Below are 17,038 nucleotides of genomic sequence, written 5' to 3'. Positions count from 1 at the left end.
GCATCACCATGTGTGGAATCGTAGGTCTGTACCTGAAAAAGCCCGAGCTGGAGGCCCAGCTTGGCAAGCTCTTCGAACCCATGCTCGAAGCCATGACCGACCGTGGCCCGGACAGCGCAGGCTTTGCCATCTACGGCGACGAAGTGGCGGATGGCTGGGTCAAGCTGACCCTGCAAGCCACGGATATCAACTACCCCTGGACCACCCTAATGGGCCAGCTGGAGGGGCGCCTGGGCTGCTCGCTGGACTGGTTCCAGAACGCCAGCGCGGCGGTACTCAAAGTGCATACCAGCGAAGCGGCTGCCCGCCAGGCGCTGAGCGAACTGGCCCCGGACGTGCGCATCATGAGCGCCGGGCAGAGCATCGAAATCCTCAAGGGTATGGGCCTGCCGGCGGAAATCTCCAGCCGCTTCGGCCTGGCCGGCATGAAGGGCAGCCACATCATTGGCCATACCCGCATGGCCACCGAAAGCGCCGTGACCATGGAAGGCAGCCACCCGTTTTCCACCGGTGCCGACCTGTGCCTGGTGCACAACGGCTCGCTGTCCAACCACTTCCGCCTGCGCCAGGAACTGAAGCGCGAAGGTATCAGCTTCGAGACCGACAACGACACCGAAGTAGCCGCCGGCTACCTGACCTGGCGCCTGCAGCAGGGCGACACCCTGGCCCAGGCTTTGGATGGCGCGCTGGAAGACCTGGACGGCTTCTTCACCTTCGCCATCGGCACCCGCAACGGCTTTGCCGTGATCCGCGACCCGATTGCCTGCAAGCCGGCGGTGCTGGCCGAAACCGATGACTACGTGGCCATGGCTTCGGAGTACCAGGCCCTGGCCAGCCTGCCGGGCATCGAGCACGCCAAGGTCTGGGAACCGGCCCCCGCCACCCTGTACGTCTGGGAGCGCGAAAGCGCCTGAACTGCCACCGAACCCCTGGAGAACCTTATGAAAACGATCGACCTTTCCAGCACTTCGGTGCGCGTGCTCAACCAGTCCCTGCACGGCGAGGTGCAGGACCATGAATGGCGGGTGACCCACCCCGATGGCAAGCACAACCTGGCCGTGGGCATCAACGCCGCCGTGGCGGTGGATATCGAGGGCCACGCCGGCTACTACTGCGCCGGCATGAACCAGCACGCCAGCGTAACTGTGCATGGCAACGTGGGTGTGGGCGTGGCCGAAAACATGATGTCTGGCTCGGTGCGGGTCAAGGGCAGTGCCTCCCAGGCCGCTGGCGCCACCGCCCACGGCGGGCTGCTGGTGATCGAGGGTGATGCCGGTGCCCGTTGCGGCATTTCCATGAAAGGCGTGGACATCGTGGTGGGCGGCAGCATCGGCCACATGAGCTGCTTCATGGGCCAGGCCGGGCGCCTGGTGGTGTGTGGTGATGCCGGCGATGCGTTGGGCGACTCGCTGTACGAGGTGCAGATTTACGTCAAAGGCTCGGTGCAGTCGCTGGGCTCGGACTGCATCGAAAAAGAAATGCGCGCCGAGCACCTTACAGCGTTGCAGGAGCTGCTGAACAAGGCAGGCCTGGACCACAAGGCCGCCGATTTCAAACGCTACGGCTCGGCCCGCCAGCTGTACAACTTCAAAGTCGACAACGCCAGCGCGTACTGATCCAGGAGCATTCCCATGAGCGAACAATTTCCCCCGGTACTGCGTGAGTCGGCCACCTTCGATCGCCTGACCATCCAGGAAATCCAGCGTGCCGCCGAAACCGGCATCTACGACATTCGCGGTGGTGGCACCAAACGCCGTGTCCCGCACTTCGACGACCTGCTGCTGCTGGGTGCCAGCGTGTCGCGCTACCCGCTGGAAGGCTACCGCGAGAAGTGCGGCACCGATGTGGTGCTGGGCAACCGGTTTGCGAAAAAGCCGATCCACCTGAAAATCCCGGTGACCATCGCCGGCATGAGCTTCGGCGCGCTGTCGGCCAATGCCAAGGAAGCGCTGGGCCGTGGTGCGACCATCGCCGGCACCAGCACCACCACCGGCGACGGCGGCATGACTCCGGAAGAACGCGGTCAGTCGCAGCATCTTGTGTACCAGTACCTGCCGTCGCGCTATGGCATGAACCCGGATGACCTGCGCAAGGCCGATGCTATCGAGATCGTCCTCGGCCAGGGCGCCAAGCCGGGCGGTGGCGGCATGCTGTTGGGCATGAAGGTAACCGAGCGCGTTGCCGGCATGCGTACCCTGCCGATCGGCGTGGACCAGCGCAGTGCCTGCCGCCACCCCGACTGGACCGGCCCGGACGACCTGGCGATCAAGATTGCCGAAATCCGCGAGATCACCGACTGGGAAAAGCCCATCTACGTGAAGATCGGCGCCAGCCGCCCGTACTACGACGTCAAGCTGGCAGTGAAGGCCGGTGCCGATGTGATCGTGCTCGACGGCATGCAGGGCGGTACTGCGGCGACCCAGGAAGTGTTCATTGAGCACGTCGGCATCCCGATTCTGCCGGCCATCCCGCAGGCCGTGCAGGCACTTCAGGAAATGGGCATGCACCGCAAGGTGCAGCTGATTGTATCGGGTGGCATTCGCAACGGTGCCGACGTGGCTAAAGCCATGGCACTGGGCGCCGATGCGGTGGCCATTGGTACGGCGGCGCTGATCGCCCTGGGTGACAACCACCCGCGACTGGACAGCGAACTGAAGAAGATTGGCTCGGCGGCCGGCTTCTACGACGACTGGCAGAACGGTCGTGACCCGGCCGGCATCACCACCCAGGACCCGGAACTGGCCAAGCGCCTGAACCCGGAAGAGGCCGGGCGCCGCCTGGCCAACTACCTGCGCGTACTGGTGCTGGAGGCGCAGACCATGGCACGGGCGTGTGGCAAGTCGCACCTGCACAACCTGGACCCGGAGGACCTGGTGGCGTTGACCGTGGAAGCGGCGGCGATGGCACGGGTGCCGCTGGCGGGGACTGCGTGGGTGCCGGGCCAGGCGCAGTACTGATCTACCCCGACACCGCCGGCTGCCAGCCGGCGGTTTTCATTGCACAGGAGTGACTCCATGAAGCTTGCCCTTGCTGTTGTGCTGTTCGCGCTGACACCGCTGGCCTACGCCGCTGAACCCACCCTGGACACCGGCAACACCGCCTGGATGATCTGCGCCGCGATGTTCGTGCTGATGATGTGCATACCCGGCCTGGCGCTGTTCTACGGCGGCATGGTACGGGCGAAGAACTTCCTTTCGGTGTTCACCCAACTGTTTGCCGTAGCGGGTGTGATTGGCATCCTTTGGGTGCTGTTTGGCTACAGCCTGGTGGTCGACACCACGGGTATGGTCGAGGGGCAGTTGACCTTCAACAGCTTCATCGGCGGCCTGGACAAGGCGCTGATGCTGAACATCGGCCACGACAGCCTGGTGGGTACAATCCCGGAAGGTGTGTTCGCGGTGTTTCAGCTGACGTTCGCCATCATCACCCCAGCGCTGATTGCCGGTGGTTTTGCCGAGCGCATGAAGTTCAGTGCGTCGTTGCTGTTCATGGGGGCCTGGTTCGTGCTGGTGTATGCGCCGATCGCCCATATGGTGTGGGGCGGGCCGGGGGCGCTGATGGTCAACTGGGGCGTGCTGGACTTTGCCGGCGGCACGGCGGTGCATATCAACTCCGGCGTCGCTGCCTTGGCGGCGGCGTTGATGCTGGGCAAGCGCAAGGGCTATCCGCAGGTGGCCATGCCGCCACACAACCTCGGTTTTACCCTGGTGGGTGCCGGGTTATTGTGGGTGGGCTGGTTTGGCTTCAACGTGGGGTCGGGGCTGGCGGCCAACGAAGGGGCAGGGGTGGTGATGCTGGCGACCATGGTGGCGGCCTGCGCCGGGATTGTCGGCTGGTTGCTGACCGAGAAGGTGATGCATGGTCGACCGACTGCCCTCGGTGCGGCTTCCGGCGCGCTGGCTGGTTTGGTGGGGATTACCCCGGCCTGTGCGTTTGTCGGGCCTTTGGGGGCTGTAGTGATTGGCCTGTTGACCGGGGCCATCTGCTTCTTTGCCGTGACCCGGCTGAAACAGGCATTGGGGTATGACGACAGCCTGGACGTGTTCGGGCTGCATGGCGTGGGCGGGATGGTCGGTGCGATCCTGACCGGGGTGTTTGCTGCACCGGCGTTGGGAGGTTATGTGGAGGGCGTATCGCCTATAGGGCAGGCGCTGGTGCAGTTGAAGGGGGTGGCGTTCACCTTCGTCTATTGCTTCGTGGTGAGTTGGGCGATTCTTGGGGCTATCAAGCTGACCGTGGGGCTGCGGGCCAGTCGGGAAGAGGAAGAGCAGGGGCTGGACCTGGCGGAGCACAATGAGCGGGCGTACAACCTCTGATTGCAAGTGGTCTGTACCGGCCTCTTCGCGGGTTTACCCGCGAAGAGGCCGGTACAGGTTGAATCAGTGCCCCATGGCCAACTTGGCACTCATCTGCCGACGACGGTAGGCACTGTCACGCGAAGCCAGCCACCAGTACAGCGGCGAGGTAACCGCCAAGCCCACTAGCCACGACAGGTCCGCCCCGTTGATGTGCTCGGAAATCGGCCCGACGTACAGCGGCGTGTTCATGAACGGGATCTGCACCACGATGCCCACGGCATAGGCGATCAGCGCCTGCGGGTTGTAACGGCCGTAGATACCGCCATCGACCTGGAAGATCGACTGGATGTCATAGTCACCCTTGTGAATGACGTAGAAGTCGATCAGGTTGATCGCCGTCCATGGCACCAGTACCACCAGCAGCACCAGCACCATGTCGACGAAGTGGCCGATAAAGTCTGCCGAAGCGAACACCGCCACCACGCAGCAGGCCGACAGCACGATCAGCGACAGCACCGCACGGCTCTTGGCGGTAGGGATCCAGCGATAGGCGAAGGTTTGCACCAGGGTGATGATCGACAGCACGGCACCATACAGGTTGAGGGCGTTGTGGCTGATGACACTGAGCAGGAACAGCACCAGCATGATCGGGCCCAGGGTACCGGTGGCCAGCTTGACCGCGTCCATGGTGTCCATGCCGGCCGGGATCGCCAGCACCGCCACGGCGCCGAAGATGAACGACAGGCTCGAACCCAGGGCCGAGCCCAGGTAGGTGGTCCAGAAGGTCGAGCTGACTTTCACATCCGCCGGCAGGTAGCGCGAGTAGTCCGACACATAGGGCGCAAAGGCGATCTGCCACAGCGCCGCGAGTGACACGGTGGCCAGCCAGCCGGCCAGGTTGAAGCCGCCGCGGGTGAGGAAGTCGTCGCTTTGCACATGGGTGAAGATGTAGCCGAAACCGACCACGATGCCGATGCCCAGCACCCAGGTGCCGATACGGTTGAGCACATGGATGAAGCGGTAGCCGATGATGCCGATGATGCCCGAGCCCAGCGCACCGATGACGATGCCTACCGGTACCGGTACGGCGCCGACCACGCCATGCAGCGACTTGCCGGCAAGCACGATGTTGGAGGCGAAGAAACCGATGTACATGACGCCGGCGATCACCACCACCAGCAGCGCGCCAAGGGTACCGAACTGGGCGCGGCTCTGGATCATCTGCGGGATGCCCATTTGCGGGCCCTGGGCCGAGTGCAGGGCCATCAACACACCGCCAACCAGGTGGCCGACCAGGATGGCGATGATGCCCCACACCAGGTTCAGGTGGAACAACTGTACGCCCAGCGCGCCGGTAACGATGGGCAGCGGCGCGATGTTGCCGCCGAACCACAGTGTGAACAGATCCCTTACCTTTCCATGGCGGTCTTCCGGCGGTACGTAGCCGATCGTGTGTTTTTCTATGAGGGGTGCCGAATTGGCTGCACTGGTCATGACTGACTCCAAGGCAAGGTAGGGCATCGGGAACTGCCCGGGGGCGTGCCGGCGAAGGGCGACGCGTTCTTGTTGGAGCGATGATGCGGGGCGCGGGGATAACGAGAAATTAGTAAATATGTACCCATAAACCTTAAAAAACCTAAGGCTGACAAAAGCTTAAGCGGGTGACGGTAGCAAGGAGGGTGCCAGGTGGCGGGACGGCTTGTAGTAGAGGGGGTTGTGGTCTGGCGGGTTGGTTGCAGTGGGCTGTGCTGGTGCGCTGCGCCCGTTTTCAGGGCGCAGGCAAAACAGCTACATCGGCAACAACCGATCCTGAATCACCTCTTTCATCACCAGGGTCGAGCTCAAGCGCTTGACGTTGGGGATGCTGGTCAGCTTCTCGTCATACAGCTTCTGAAATGCCGGCAAATCCTTGGCAACCACATGCAGCAGGTAGTCCGGGTCACCGAACAGCCGCTGTGCTTCGACAATCTGCGGGATCTCGGCCAGTGCCGCTTCAAAGTCCGCCACCGGCTGGCGGGTGACCTCCCGCAGGGTCACGAACACCAGCGCGGCGAAGTTGAGCCCCAGTGCGCTCGGCGCCAAGCGGGCGTGATACCCCAGGATCGCCCCGGATTCCTCCAGTGCCTTCAGGCGCCGATGGCAGGGCGACAGGCTGAGCCCCACGCGATCGGCCAGTTCGGTCACCGAGAGGCGACCGTCTTTTTGTAGCTCGGCAAGAATCTTTCGATCAGTCCTGTCCATTGAGAAGGATCTTCCAGTAATTGAACCATGAAGGGGAATATACGAAAGAAAATCCCCGGACGGAATCCGTAATCTTTCGGCATCCCAAGGCAGTGGAAAAAGGAAGATTCAAGTGGCTATCAGTGTTCTGACGGCATTCTGGGCCGTGTCGATGCTGTTCGTAATTACCCCCGGGGCAGACTGGGCCTACGCTATTTCGGCGGGCATGCGCGGGCGCTGGGTGATGCCGGCGGTGGCGGGCATGCTGTCGGGGCATTTCCTGGCCACTCTGGTGGTGGCGGCAGGTGTTGGCAGCCTGCTGGCCGGCCACCCGTTGGCGCTGACCTTGCTGACCCTGGCAGGGTGCAGCTACCTGCTGTGGCTGGGCGGCAACCTGTTGCTGAGCCCGGCATTACCCGAGGCCGGGCAGGGCGGTGTGGGGGAGTCGGGCTCGCGCTGGGCGTTGAAGGGTTTTTGCGTCAGCGGGTTGAACCCGAAAGTATTCCTGCTGTTCCTGGCCCTGTTGCCGCAGTTCACCGACCCACAGTCAAGCTGGCCGGTGCCGTTGCAGATCCTGTTGCTGGGCCTGGTGCACCTGTGCAGCTCGCTGGTGATCTATTCGTTGGTCGGCTATGGCGCCAAGGCGGTGCTGAGCACCCGGCCGGGGGCGGCCAGGCTGGTCGGGCGGGTGTCGGGGGTGGCGATGATCACGGTGGCCTTGGGCTTGATAGCGGGGCAGATCAACTGAGTTCACCGGTTTCAAAAGGCTTCAGATAAACTCGCAGCAACCCACAGCACAACCAGGATGTGCCCAATGCCCGAAACAACCCAACTGTTAACGTTTGCCCTGATCTGCCTCGGCATGGTGCTGACCCCGGGGCCGAACATGATCTACCTGATTTCCCGCTCGATCTGCCAGGGGCGCAAGGCCGGCTTGATTTCCCTTGGCGGCGTAGCGCTGGGTTTCGTCATCTACATGTTCTGCGCTGCACTGGGCATCACCGCCCTGGTGATGGCTGTGCCTTTTGCCTACGATGCACTGCGCATTGGTGGCGCGCTGTATCTGCTGTACCTGGCCTGGCAAGCGCTGCGCCCGGGTGGTCGCTCCCCGTTCCAGGTCAAGGACCTGCCGGCGGACAGCCCGCGCCGGCTGTTTACCATGGGTTTTGCCACCAGCCTGCTGAACCCCAAGATCGCCGTCATGTACCTGTCGCTGATGCCACAGTTCATCGAACCCGGCCACGGCAGTGTGCTGGTGCAGTCACTGGTGCTGGGCTCGACGCAGATCGCCATCAGCGTCTCGGTCAATGCATTGATCGCGATCATGGCCGGTTCCATTGCGGTGTTCCTGGCCGGTCGACCGTTGTGGCAGCAGGTTCAGCGCTGGTTGATGGGCACTGTGCTGGCGGGCCTGGCCGTGCGCATGCTGGCCGAAGGGCGTCGCTGAGCTGTCGGGTTCAGCTGCCCAGCACCTTCCCGAGTATCTGACACACCTGTTCTGCCGAATAGGGCTTTGCCAGAAAGGCAAAGCCCTGGTGCCCGCCCTCAGCAATCGACTCGCTGTAGCCCGAGGTGAGGATAACCGGCAACTGCGGCCGCTGACGCCGCAGTTCACGGGCCAGTGCCAGCCCACCCATGCCGGGCATCACCACATCGGAAAATACCGCATCGAAATGGCCTGCAGGCCCCGCCAACTGGGCCAAGGCATCTTCCGCCGAACGCGCATAGCTGATCTGGTAACCATGGTCCTCAAGGATTTGTGCAGTGAAGTTGCCGAGGTCGGGGTTGTCTTCCACCACCAGTATTCGCCGCTGCTCACCTTGCGTCTGTGCCTGGGGGCTGGCCGTGGTGTCTGCCGTCGGAGCCGCTGGCGGCGCCTCCTGAGGCAAATAAAGGGTGAACGTGGTGCCCTGACCCGGGGTGCTGTGCACCTGCACATCCCCGCCCGACTGCTTGGCAAAGCCGAACACCTGCGAAAGCCCGAGGCCGGTGCCTTCGCCTGGCGCCTTGGTGGTGAAGAACGGGTCGAAGATACGCTCCAGCAGCTCGGCGGCAATGCCGACACCGCCGTCACTCACCGAAATCGCCGCAAACGTGCCTGCCTGCACAGGCTGGCCACGCAAGGCAGGCAGGCGCTGGTCAGCCAGCAAGCGCAGTTGCAAGGTGCCTTCACCCGCCATGGCGTCACGGCCATTGAGCATCAGGTTGATCACCGCAGTTTCCAGTTGGCTGAGGTCGGCGCGGATGTGGCAAGGCGCCTCTGGCAACTGCAATTCCACCTGGATGCGTGCACCGGTGGCGGTGTCGAGCATGTCGGCCATGGCTTCCAGCCGTGGCCCGGCTTCGAACACCTGAGGGCTGAGGGCCTGGCGCCTGGCAAAAGCCAGCAACTGCCCCGTCAGCTTGGCGCCGCGGTCGACCGTGTCGGACATGGTCTTGAGGTAGCGCTCGCGGCGCTTTTCATCGAGGCTGGGGCGCCGCAGAAAATGCAGCGAGGAGCGGATGATGGTCAGCAAATTGTTGAAGTCGTGGGCAACACCACCAGTCAGTTGGCCGATGGCTTCAAGCTTTTGGGTCTGGCGCAGCACGGCTTCGGTGTGCAGCAACTGGGTAGTGCGCTCTTCGACGCGATGTTCGAGGGTGGCATTGAGTGCTTCGAGCGCCGCCATGGCCTCGCGCACTTCGGCATTGGCCTGTACCCGCTGGATGTGGGCCCAGGAGCGTTCGGTGACTTCGCTGAGCAAAGCCAGTTCGTAATCGGTCCATTCGCGCGGCACACAGTCATGGATGGCCATCAATGCGGTCAGGCGACCGCCTTTTATCAGTGGCATGCAGATGGTGGCAGTGATGCCGATGGCCTGAAAGGTGGCTGCCTCGTCGGCAGCCAGTTCACTGAGGTTGTCGTTGATCACCAAGGGCAGGCCGCTGCGCAGGCGGCTGAACGCCAGGCGACCGAAGTCGTGCAACTGGTACTGGCCCACCAGCCGTGGCGCGCCGTGGGCTACCGAGTCACCGCAGATGGTAAAGCCGTCTTCGTCAGGGTCCATCACCGCATAGGCGCAACTGGACAGGCCCAGGTGTTCCACCAGCATACGCGTTGTGGTGGCCAGTATCTGGTCCGGGGCCGTGGCTTCGGCCACGGCGCGGCCGAGTTGGTCAAGGAAGTTGAGGCGCTGGTTGGCGATCACGCTGGCCGTGGTTTCGGTCACGGTGTCGAGCATGCCCAACACCGTGCCGTCATGGTCACGGATGGGGCTGTAGCAGAAGGTGAAATAGGCGCGTTCCGGGCCGCCGTTGCGGTCAATCGTCAGCGGAAAGTCTTCTATGTACACCGCCTCGCCAGCCAAGGCGCGGTCGGCCATGCTGCCGATGTCGGCCCAGGCTTCCTGCCACACGTCGCGGAAGGGGATGCCCAAGGCCAGGGGCTTGCGCCCGAGAATCTGGGTGAAGGCGTCGTTGTGCAGCGTGAGCAGGTCCGGGCCCCACAGCACGGCCTGTGGAAAGCGCGATGCCAGGCACAGGGCCAGGGTGGTTTTCAGAGTGTCTGGCCAGTGTTCGAGCGGGCCCAGGGGCGTGGCGGCCCAGTCGTGGTTGCGGATGCGTTCGGCCATCAGTCCGCCGCCGTCTAGCCATTTTGCCATGTGCTCTGCCGGTCCGTTTGCGTAAGGCCTTTAGGGTGCACCGAGAATAGGCGATTGGCGAGGGGTTTGTGCAGGCTTGTGCCGGCCGCTTCGCCGGTACGGGCTAGCGAATGAAGTGCACCTTGCCAGAGTCATCGTTGCCCATGTAGATGCCGTAAACCCCTGCCTGCCGCTCAAGGATGTAGCGCTCCAGTATCTGCCGGATCGCCGGGTAGTAGATCTCGTCCCACGGAATCTCGTCCGGTTCGAAGAACCTGTACGCCAGCGTCTCCGCCCCGTACTGCCCGGTTTCTTCGATGGCGATGGCGCGGAAGATGATGTACACCTCGCTGATCTTCGGCACGCTGAAGATCGAGTAAGGCGAAACGATATCGGCACGCACGCCGCTTTCTTCCCACACCTCGCGCAGCGCCGCCTGCTCGGTGGTTTCGCCGGCCTCCATGAAGCCAGCCGGCAAGGTCCAGGTACCCGGGCGCGGGGGGATGGCGCGCTGGCACAGCAGGTACTTGCCATCGCGCTCGATGATGCAGCCGGCGATGATCTTCGGGTTCACGTAGTGGATGTAGCCGCAGCCGGTACAGTGCAGGCGTTCGTGGGTATCGCCTGTGGGAACGCCCCGGGCCAGTTCCGTGGTGCAGTGCGGGCAGTAGCGCGGGGCGTTGGGCATGATCAGCGGCCTATACGGGGTTCCTTCAGGGCCAGGGGCTCGACGATGTCGCGAACCTTGGCGTTGTCATCCTGCTTCTGGCGCAGGTAATCCAGGGCTACCTTGGCGGCAGCGCGGACGTGGTCGACCGAGGCCTGGTGGGCCACCAGCGGGTCGCCACCCTTGATCGCCTCGACGATCTTTTCCATTTCGCGGTTGCTGGCGCCGCGGCGGTTTTCCTGCGACACAGATGTAGCACGCAGGTAGCTGATGCGCGCCTGCAACTGGCGCAGCTGCTGGGCCGCCACCTGGTTGCCGGAACCTTCCAGCAGCACATCGTAGAAACCTTGAACCGAGTCCAGCACCTGTTGCAGTTCGCCTTCTTCGAGGGCCTCGCGGTTGACCTCCAGCGCACGTTCCAGGGCACGGATGTCCTTGGCTTTGGCGTTGAGGGTGAACAACTGCACGATCAGGCCTTCGAGCACGCAACGCAGCTCGTAGATGTCGCGGGCGTCTTCCAGGGTGATAATGGCGACGCGCGGGCCCTTGGCGTCGGCGAATTCCACCAGGCCTTCGGATTCCAGGTGTCGCAGCGCTTCGCGTACCGAGGTACGGCTGACCCCAAGGCGGTCGCAGAGGTCGCGCTCGACCAGGCGGTCGCCTGGCAGCAGGTGGAAGTTCATGATCGCGGCGCGCAGCTTGTCGAGCACGATTTCGCGCAGGGTAACGGGGTTGCGGTTGACCTTGAAGCTGTCGTCGAGTGGCTGGCGTTTCATCAGGTGCGCTCTTTATGAGGCTGTTGCGCCAACATCGCGGAACGCCCCGAACCGAGGCTTTCCATGCAGTGGTTCGAACAGCCCGTTGTTAACGGGTTGGCTCCGCATCGGCTTCGGCAAACGCTTCACGGGCCAGGCGGAAGCTGTCCACCGCCGCGGGTACGCCGCAGTAAATGCCGACCTGGAGCAGGATTTCGCGAATCTGTTCACGGCTCAGGCCATTGCGCAGTGCGCCCCGAATGTGCAGCTTGAGTTCGTGGGGCCGGTTGAGCGCGGAAATCATGGCCAAGTTTATCATGCTGCGCTCTTTGAGCGACAAGCCTTCGCGGCCCCAGACGTGGCCCCAGCAGTATTCAGTGACCAGTTCCTGCAACGGCTGGGTGAACGCGTCGGCGTTCTGGATCGAGCGGTTGACGTAGTCCTCGCCCAGCACCTGGGTGCGGATCTGCAAGCCTTTCTCGTACTTTTCGTTGCTCATGTGCAGTACTCCGGAATAAAACAGGGGCCGCAACCGAGGGTGAGACGATTAGCGCGGCCCCTAAAAGGGTGATCAGCCAAGCGGGGGCAGGGCGCCCAGCTTGCCTTTGTGGTACACCATCGGCGTTGCTGGCTGCTCGGGCAGCACCAGGTTTTTCACAGCGCCCACGATGATCGCGTGGTCCCCGCCGTCATACTCGCGCCACAGTTCGCACTCGATGATCGCCGTAGCCTTGGCCAGCAGCGGGTTGCCCAGCTCGCTCAGGTGCCAGTCGATGCCTTTGGCCTTGTCCTTGCCCTTGCCGGCGAAGGCATAGGCTTCGGCGGTCTGGTCGGCGGACAGCAGGTGGATCGCAAACTGCTTGCTGTCGCGCAGGATCGGGTAGGTGTCGGAGGCGTAGTTGGGGCAGAACAGCACCAGCGCCGGGTCGATCGACAGCGCGCTGAAGGCGCTGGCGGTGATGCCGACGATGGCGCCGTCGGCGTCCAGGGTGGTGACTACCGTGACGCCGGACGGGAAGGAGCCCATCACGTCTTTGTAGATGCCGGGTTCGATCATCTCGTGTTCCTCTTAACGCATCACGAACGGGTCGGGCATCGGCGCGGTGGACAGGTTGATCCACACGGTCTTCAGCTCGGTATAGGCCAGCACCGAATCGATGCCGCTCTCGCGGCCGTAGCCGCTGTTCTTGAAGCCGCCGATCGGTGCCATGGCCGACACGGCGCGGTAGGTGTTGACCCAGATGATCCCCGAGCGCACGTCGCGGGCCAGGCGGTGGGCGCGGCCCAGGTCGCGGGTCCAGATGCCGGCGGCGAGGCCGAACTGCGAGTCGTTGGCGATTTCCAGTGCCTCTTCCTCGGTCTTGAAGCGGATCACCGCGGCAACCGGGCCGAACACTTCTTCTTGCATGATGGTCATCGCGTTGCTGTCGCACTCGAACAGGGTCGGCTCGTAGAACCAGCCGTCACCTTCGACCTCGGCACGCTTGCCGCCCATGTGCAGTTTGGCACCCTCGGCCTTGGCAGCAGCGACCAGGCCTTCAACCACCGCAAGTTGTTGCGCGGTGGCCATGGGGCCCATTTCGCTGGCGTCGTCCTGCGGGTTGCCGATGCGGATGCGCTTGGCGCGGGCAATCAGGCGTTCGACGAACTCGTCGAAGATCTCGTCCTGTACCAGCAGGCGCGAACCGGCCACGCAGCTTTGCCCGGAGGCGGCATAGATGCCGGCCACGGCGCCATTGATGGCGCTGTCCAGGTCGGCGTCGGCAAAGATGATGTTCGGCGACTTGCCACCCAGCTCCAGCGACAGCTTGGCAAAGTTTTCGGCGCTGCTGCGCACCACATGGCGCGCGGTGGCGGCGCCGCCGGTGAAGGCGATCTTGCGCACCAGCGGGTGACGGGTCAGCGCCGCGCCGGTGCTTGGGCCGTAACCGGTGACCACGTTGACCACACCGGCCGGGAAACCGGCCTCAAGGGCCAGGCGGGCCAGTTCGAGGATGGTCGCCGAGGCGTGCTCGGACGGTTTGAGCACAATGGTGTTGCCGGCGGCCAGGGCCGGGGCCAGCTTGATCGCGGTGAGGTACAGCGGGCTGTTCCACGGGATGATGCCGGCCACTACGCCAATCGGCTCGTGCACGGTGTAGGCGAACAGGTCGGGCTTGTCCAGCGGCAGGGTGCCGCCTTCGAGCTTGTCGGCAAGGCCCGCGGTGTAGTGGAAGAACTCTGGCAGGTAGCCCACCTGGCCGCGGGTTTCGCGGATCAGCTTGCCGTTGTCGCGGCTTTCCAGCTGGGCCAGGTGCTCCTTGTTTTCGGCAATCAGGTCGCCCAGGCGACGCAGCAGCTTGCCGCGTGCAGTGGCGGTGATGCTGCGCCATTCCTTGCTGTCGAAGGCACGCTGGGCGGCCTGTACGGCCAGCTCGACATCGGTTTCATCAGCGTCGGGCAGTTGCGCCCAGGCCTGGGCGGTGGCCGGGTTGAGGCTGTCGAAGGTCTTGCCGCTCTGGGCATCGCGCCATTGGCCGTCGATGCACATCTGGAAACGAACGAGGGTCATGCAACAATCCCCTTGGCGGATTCGGTGAGGGTGCGGGCTTGCGCGAGGAAGTCCAGCAGCATCTTGTTGACTTCACGCGGGGCTTCTACCGGCATCATATGCCGTTGCTCGGCGAGGACCACACTGTGCGCACCAGGAATGCTGGCGGCGAGCTGGCGGGTCATGGCTGGGGTAGAGCCCGAGTCGAGTTCGCCGGTGGCGATCAGCGTCGGCACCTGGATGCTGCCCAGATCGTCGGCGCGGTACATGTCCTGGGTGGCGAACAGCGAATAGGTGGTGTGGTAGCCCTGCGGGTCGTTGCTCGCCAGCACCTGGCGAATGGCGGCGACCTGTGCCGGGTTGGCAGCCTTGTATTCACGGCTGAACCAGCGGTCCAGGGCAGCGTCGACGTTGGCGTCGGGGCCCAGCTGCGCCGCCTGGGCGGCGCGGGCGATAACGCCGGCACTCTGCTCGGGGGTGCGGTTGAACACGCTGTTGAGTACCACCAGTGCTGCCAGGCGTTGCGGGTAGTTCAGGGCAAATGCACGGGCAACCAGGCCGCCCATGGAGAAGCCGATCACGGTGGCTTGTGGAATTTGCAGGTGGTCGAGCAGTTCGGCGAGCTGGGCGGCGTAGCCTTCCAGGCCGATGTCGGCTGCCGGCAGGGCGCTTTGGCCGTGGCCGAGCATGTCGTAGGCAATGACGCGGTAGTCGTTGGCCAGGCCAACGATCTGACCGCCCCACATTTCCTTGTTCAGGCCCACGCCGTGGATCAATACCACGGGTTGGCCCTGGCCGACGGACAGGTAGCTGGTGCCGGCAGGGGTGTGTTCAGCAACAGGCTGAATCATGGAGGGCGCTCCTTGAAGGTCGGGCGCGGCGGGTAAGCACGCCACGCCCCGGCCCCGTTTTGGTTGTTGTTATTGAGCGTTGGCTTTTTCGGCAGCCAGTTCTTCCAGGTCGATGTAGCGGTTGCCGATGCGCGGGTGCAGGCGGCCGCCGTCGGCAGCGCCGAGGACCACGACGATTTCATCGGCACGCGGGGCGTCTTCGATCTGCATTTCCAGGGTGATGTAGTGCGAACGCAGGCCTTCGTCGTCCTTCTGCATCATCGGGATCTGGATCGAGGTGCCTGGGCCGCCACGTTTGTTGGTGAAGCTCAGGTAGCTCTTGGCCTGTACCGCTTCGCGGTAGTGGTTGCCGAAGCGCAGGGTGTGGATCACCGCCGAGGCGTGCTCGATTTCGCCATCGGCGCCCACTACTGCAGCTTTACCGTAGGCTTCGATCTTGTCGGCACCGCCGATGGCGGCAGTCAGGCGCTCGACCATCAGGGCACCCAGCTCGGAGCAGTTGGCGCGGATTTCCGGCTTCAGATCTTCAACGAAACCGCGACCGGCCCATGGGTTCTTGATCACGACGGCCAGGCCGACCATGGTCACCGGCTTGTCGGTGGCCTTGCCGCCTTCGATGCGGGTCTCTTCGGAGTAGGTGACGATCTTGCGGATTTCGAAACTCATGGGTGGCTCCTGGTGAGGGTTATCAGCTCTTGTTGTCTGATGGTATACCATAATATTTGTTGTGCAAGAGGGGGCTGGAAATTTCTCTTGTGAGGGGACGAAAGGTGGGCTGATGCCCTGAATCTTGTGGTGTCTGTACTGGCCCTATCGCCGGCAAGCCAGCTCCCACAAGGACTGCACTGCTTTCAGAACCTGTGGTGATCCTGTGGGAGCTGGCTTGCCGGCGATAGGGCCAGTGCAGGTTTCATAAAAAAGCCCGCTCATGCAGGCCGCAGTGGCCCACGTGAGCGGGCGCGTCCCGCAATGATTCAGGCAATGGGAATTCAGGCGAACGCCGGCACCACTTCCTTGATGAACAGCTCCAGCGACTTCTTCTTCTCAGCGTGGGGCAGGCTGTTGTCGCACCAGAAGCTGAACTCGTCGACACCGAGCTCCTGGTAGTACTTGATGCGCGCAATGACCTCTTCCGGGGTGCCGATCATGGTGTTCTTGCGGATGTTCTCCAGCTCGAACGCCGGCACTTCGGCGAACTTCGACTCCGGGCTTGGCTCCAGGAAGCCGTTGACCGGGGTGGTCTTGTTGCCGAACCAGGCGTCGAAGGTGCGGTAGAAGCGCGAGATGGCCTGGGCGCCGACCTTCCAGCCTTCCGGCTCCGCCGGGCTGTGTACATGGGTGTGGCGCAGCACCATCAGTTGCGGGCGCGGCACATCCGGGTTGTTGTCCAGGGCGGCCTGGAACTTGTTCTTCAGGTCCAGCACTTCTTCGTCACCCTTCATCAGCGGAGTGACCATGACGTTGCAGCCGTTGGCCACGGCGAAGTTGTGCGAGTCCGGGTCGCGGGCGGCGATCCACATCGGCGGGGTGGCGTTGAATGGCTTCGGTACGCTGGTGGAAGTGGGGAACTTGTAAACTTCGCCGTCGTGGGCGTAGTCACCTTCCCACAGCTTGCGCACTACCGGCACCATTTCGCGCAGCGCCTTGCCGCCGTCGGTGGCCGGCATGCCGTTGGCCATGCGGTCGAATTCGAACTGGTAGGCGCCACGGGCCAGGCCCACTTCCATGCGCCCGTTGCTGATCACGTCGAGCAGGGCACATTCGCCCGCCACGCGGATCGGGTTCCAGAACGGCGCGATGATGGTGCCGGCGCCCAGGCGGATCTTGTCGGTGCGTGCGGCCAGGTAGGCCAGCAGCGGCATCGGGCTTGGCGAAATGGTGTATTCCATGGCGTGGTGTTCGCCAATCCACACGGTGCTGAAACCGCCGTCTTCGGCCATCAGGGTCAGTTCGGTCAGGTCTTCGAACAGCTGGCGGTGGCTGACCTGTTCATCCCAACGTTCCATGTGCACGAACAACGAAAATTTCATGGGGCTTTCCTCAACGCTTGAAAGGGGCTGGCGCCGGGCAGGGGAGGCGCCAGGGGACTCGATTCAG

The 17,038-nt window shown here is 63.5% G+C and carries 17 protein-coding genes; 6 read left to right on the top strand and 11 right to left on the bottom strand.

Features of this window, described 5'->3' with window-relative positions; all coding sequences use genetic code 11:
• Nucleotides 1-8: 8 nt before the first annotated feature.
• Genes N436_RS12010 through N436_RS11995 form a run of 4 tightly spaced genes read left to right on the top strand, consistent with a single transcriptional unit; the run spans nucleotide 9 to nucleotide 4,316 of the window.
• On the top strand, nucleotides 9-914 hold the full coding sequence (locus N436_RS12010; protein ID WP_105948574.1) for a glutamine amidotransferase family protein: 906 nt from the start codon (nucleotides 9-11) through the stop codon (nucleotides 912-914).
• Nucleotides 915-941: 27 nt separating this feature from the next.
• Nucleotides 942-1,616, top strand: coding sequence for a protein glxC (locus N436_RS12005; RefSeq protein WP_110741123.1), 675 nt, complete (start codon nucleotides 942-944; stop codon nucleotides 1,614-1,616).
• A 15-nt stretch (nucleotides 1,617-1,631) separates the two neighbouring features.
• A complete protein-coding gene (locus tag N436_RS12000) occupies nucleotides 1,632-2,957 on the top strand; it encodes an FMN-binding glutamate synthase family protein (RefSeq protein ID WP_016715698.1) in 1,326 nt (441 codons plus the stop codon).
• Nucleotides 2,958-3,014: 57 nt separating this feature from the next.
• Nucleotides 3,015-4,316, top strand: coding sequence for an ammonium transporter (locus N436_RS11995; RefSeq protein WP_019097855.1), 1,302 nt, complete (start codon nucleotides 3,015-3,017; stop codon nucleotides 4,314-4,316).
• Between the two features lie 63 nt (nucleotides 4,317-4,379).
• Here the strand turns inward: N436_RS11995 and N436_RS11990 are convergent, their stop codons facing one another.
• Both N436_RS11990 and N436_RS11985 read right to left on the bottom strand, forming a co-directional pair.
• Complete coding sequence (locus N436_RS11990) at nucleotides 4,380-5,792, bottom strand: cytosine permease (protein ID WP_110741122.1); 1,413 nt, start codon at nucleotides 5,790-5,792, stop codon at nucleotides 4,380-4,382.
• Between the two features lie 294 nt (nucleotides 5,793-6,086).
• Nucleotides 6,087-6,539, bottom strand: coding sequence for an Lrp/AsnC family transcriptional regulator (locus N436_RS11985; RefSeq protein WP_012271902.1), 453 nt, complete (start codon nucleotides 6,537-6,539; stop codon nucleotides 6,087-6,089).
• Nucleotides 6,540-6,651: 112 nt separating this feature from the next.
• Here N436_RS11985 and N436_RS11980 point away from each other — a divergent pair, with 112 nt between their 5' ends.
• Together N436_RS11980 and N436_RS11975 are read left to right on the top strand one after the other, a co-directional pair.
• Entirely contained in the window at nucleotides 6,652-7,266 is a 615-nt protein-coding gene (locus tag N436_RS11980) for a LysE family translocator (RefSeq protein WP_110741121.1), read from the top strand.
• 66 nt (nucleotides 7,267-7,332) lie between these two features.
• Entirely contained in the window at nucleotides 7,333-7,965 is a 633-nt protein-coding gene (locus tag N436_RS11975) for a LysE family translocator (protein ID WP_105948578.1), read from the top strand.
• Nucleotides 7,966-7,975: 10 nt separating this feature from the next.
• On the opposite strand, the gene N436_RS11970 is transcribed toward N436_RS11975, so the two are convergent.
• From N436_RS11970 to N436_RS11930, 9 genes are all read right to left on the bottom strand, one after another.
• The gene (locus N436_RS11970) at nucleotides 7,976-10,159 is read right to left on the bottom strand and encodes an ATP-binding protein (protein WP_105948579.1); all 2,184 of its coding nucleotides are present in this window, start codon (nucleotides 10,157-10,159) and stop codon (nucleotides 7,976-7,978) included.
• A 103-nt stretch (nucleotides 10,160-10,262) separates the two neighbouring features.
• Nucleotides 10,263-10,826, bottom strand: coding sequence for an NUDIX hydrolase (locus N436_RS11965; RefSeq protein WP_105948580.1), 564 nt, complete (start codon nucleotides 10,824-10,826; stop codon nucleotides 10,263-10,265).
• Between the two features lie 2 nt (nucleotides 10,827-10,828).
• Nucleotides 10,829-11,581 carry a GntR family transcriptional regulator gene (locus tag N436_RS11960; protein WP_003256074.1) on the bottom strand — a complete coding sequence of 251 codons (753 nt, stop codon included), beginning with the start codon at nucleotides 11,579-11,581 and terminating at the stop codon, nucleotides 10,829-10,831.
• A gap of 88 nt (nucleotides 11,582-11,669) precedes the next feature.
• Nucleotides 11,670-12,059 (bottom strand): carboxymuconolactone decarboxylase family protein, encoded by a 390-nt coding sequence (locus N436_RS11955; protein WP_060497085.1) that lies wholly within the window; start codon nucleotides 12,057-12,059, stop codon nucleotides 11,670-11,672.
• 72 nt (nucleotides 12,060-12,131) lie between these two features.
• Nucleotides 12,132-12,617 (bottom strand): flavin reductase family protein, encoded by a 486-nt coding sequence (locus N436_RS11950; protein WP_016715707.1) that lies wholly within the window; start codon nucleotides 12,615-12,617, stop codon nucleotides 12,132-12,134.
• A gap of 12 nt (nucleotides 12,618-12,629) precedes the next feature.
• Nucleotides 12,630-14,111 (bottom strand): aldehyde dehydrogenase, encoded by a 1,482-nt coding sequence (locus N436_RS11945; protein ID WP_110741120.1) that lies wholly within the window; start codon nucleotides 14,109-14,111, stop codon nucleotides 12,630-12,632.
• A complete protein-coding gene (locus N436_RS11940; protein WP_110741119.1) occupies nucleotides 14,108-14,941 on the bottom strand; it encodes an alpha/beta fold hydrolase in 834 nt (277 codons plus the stop codon). Before N436_RS11940 ends, N436_RS11945 begins: the two co-directional genes overlap by 4 nt.
• A gap of 69 nt (nucleotides 14,942-15,010) precedes the next feature.
• Nucleotides 15,011-15,607: an amino acid synthesis family protein gene (locus N436_RS11935; protein WP_003256068.1), complete on the bottom strand. Its 597-nt coding sequence runs from the start codon at nucleotides 15,605-15,607 to the stop codon at nucleotides 15,011-15,013.
• Nucleotides 15,608-15,930: 323 nt separating this feature from the next.
• Nucleotides 15,931-16,971, bottom strand: coding sequence for an LLM class flavin-dependent oxidoreductase (locus N436_RS11930; RefSeq protein WP_110741118.1), 1,041 nt, complete (start codon nucleotides 16,969-16,971; stop codon nucleotides 15,931-15,933).
• Nucleotides 16,972-17,038 lie beyond the last annotated feature (67 nt).

Source organism: Pseudomonas sp. RV120224-01b (genome assembly GCF_003208145.1).
Classification (GTDB): domain Bacteria; phylum Pseudomonadota; class Gammaproteobacteria; order Pseudomonadales; family Pseudomonadaceae; genus Aquipseudomonas; species Aquipseudomonas monteilii.
This window is presented reverse-complemented; position numbering and strand designations above follow the sequence as displayed.

Coding starts and splice junctions, on each gene's coding strand:
- N436_RS11940 (WP_110741119.1), bottom strand. CDS start 14,941: ATGATTCAGCCTGTTGCTGAACACACCCCTGCCGGCACCAGCTACCTG.
- N436_RS11935 (WP_003256068.1), bottom strand. CDS start 15,607: ATGAGTTTCGAAATCCGCAAGATCGTCACCTACTCCGAAGAGACCCGC.
- N436_RS11960 (WP_003256074.1), bottom strand. CDS start 11,581: ATGAAACGCCAGCCACTCGACGACAGCTTCAAGGTCAACCGCAACCCC.
- N436_RS11995 (WP_019097855.1), top strand. CDS start 3,015: ATGAAGCTTGCCCTTGCTGTTGTGCTGTTCGCGCTGACACCGCTGGCC.
- N436_RS11955 (WP_060497085.1), bottom strand. CDS start 12,059: ATGAGCAACGAAAAGTACGAGAAAGGCTTGCAGATCCGCACCCAGGTG.
- N436_RS11990 (WP_110741122.1), bottom strand. CDS start 5,792: ATGACCAGTGCAGCCAATTCGGCACCCCTCATAGAAAAACACACGATC.
- N436_RS12010 (WP_105948574.1), top strand. CDS start 9: ATGTGTGGAATCGTAGGTCTGTACCTGAAAAAGCCCGAGCTGGAGGCC.
- N436_RS11945 (WP_110741120.1), bottom strand. CDS start 14,111: ATGACCCTCGTTCGTTTCCAGATGTGCATCGACGGCCAATGGCGCGAT.
- N436_RS11930 (WP_110741118.1), bottom strand. CDS start 16,971: ATGAAATTTTCGTTGTTCGTGCACATGGAACGTTGGGATGAACAGGTC.
- N436_RS11970 (WP_105948579.1), bottom strand. CDS start 10,159: ATGGCAAAATGGCTAGACGGCGGCGGACTGATGGCCGAACGCATCCGC.
- N436_RS11975 (WP_105948578.1), top strand. CDS start 7,333: ATGCCCGAAACAACCCAACTGTTAACGTTTGCCCTGATCTGCCTCGGC.
- N436_RS11950 (WP_016715707.1), bottom strand. CDS start 12,617: ATGATCGAACCCGGCATCTACAAAGACGTGATGGGCTCCTTCCCGTCC.
- N436_RS12005 (WP_110741123.1), top strand. CDS start 942: ATGAAAACGATCGACCTTTCCAGCACTTCGGTGCGCGTGCTCAACCAG.
- N436_RS11965 (WP_105948580.1), bottom strand. CDS start 10,826: ATGCCCAACGCCCCGCGCTACTGCCCGCACTGCACCACGGAACTGGCC.
- N436_RS12000 (WP_016715698.1), top strand. CDS start 1,632: ATGAGCGAACAATTTCCCCCGGTACTGCGTGAGTCGGCCACCTTCGAT.
- N436_RS11985 (WP_012271902.1), bottom strand. CDS start 6,539: ATGGACAGGACTGATCGAAAGATTCTTGCCGAGCTACAAAAAGACGGT.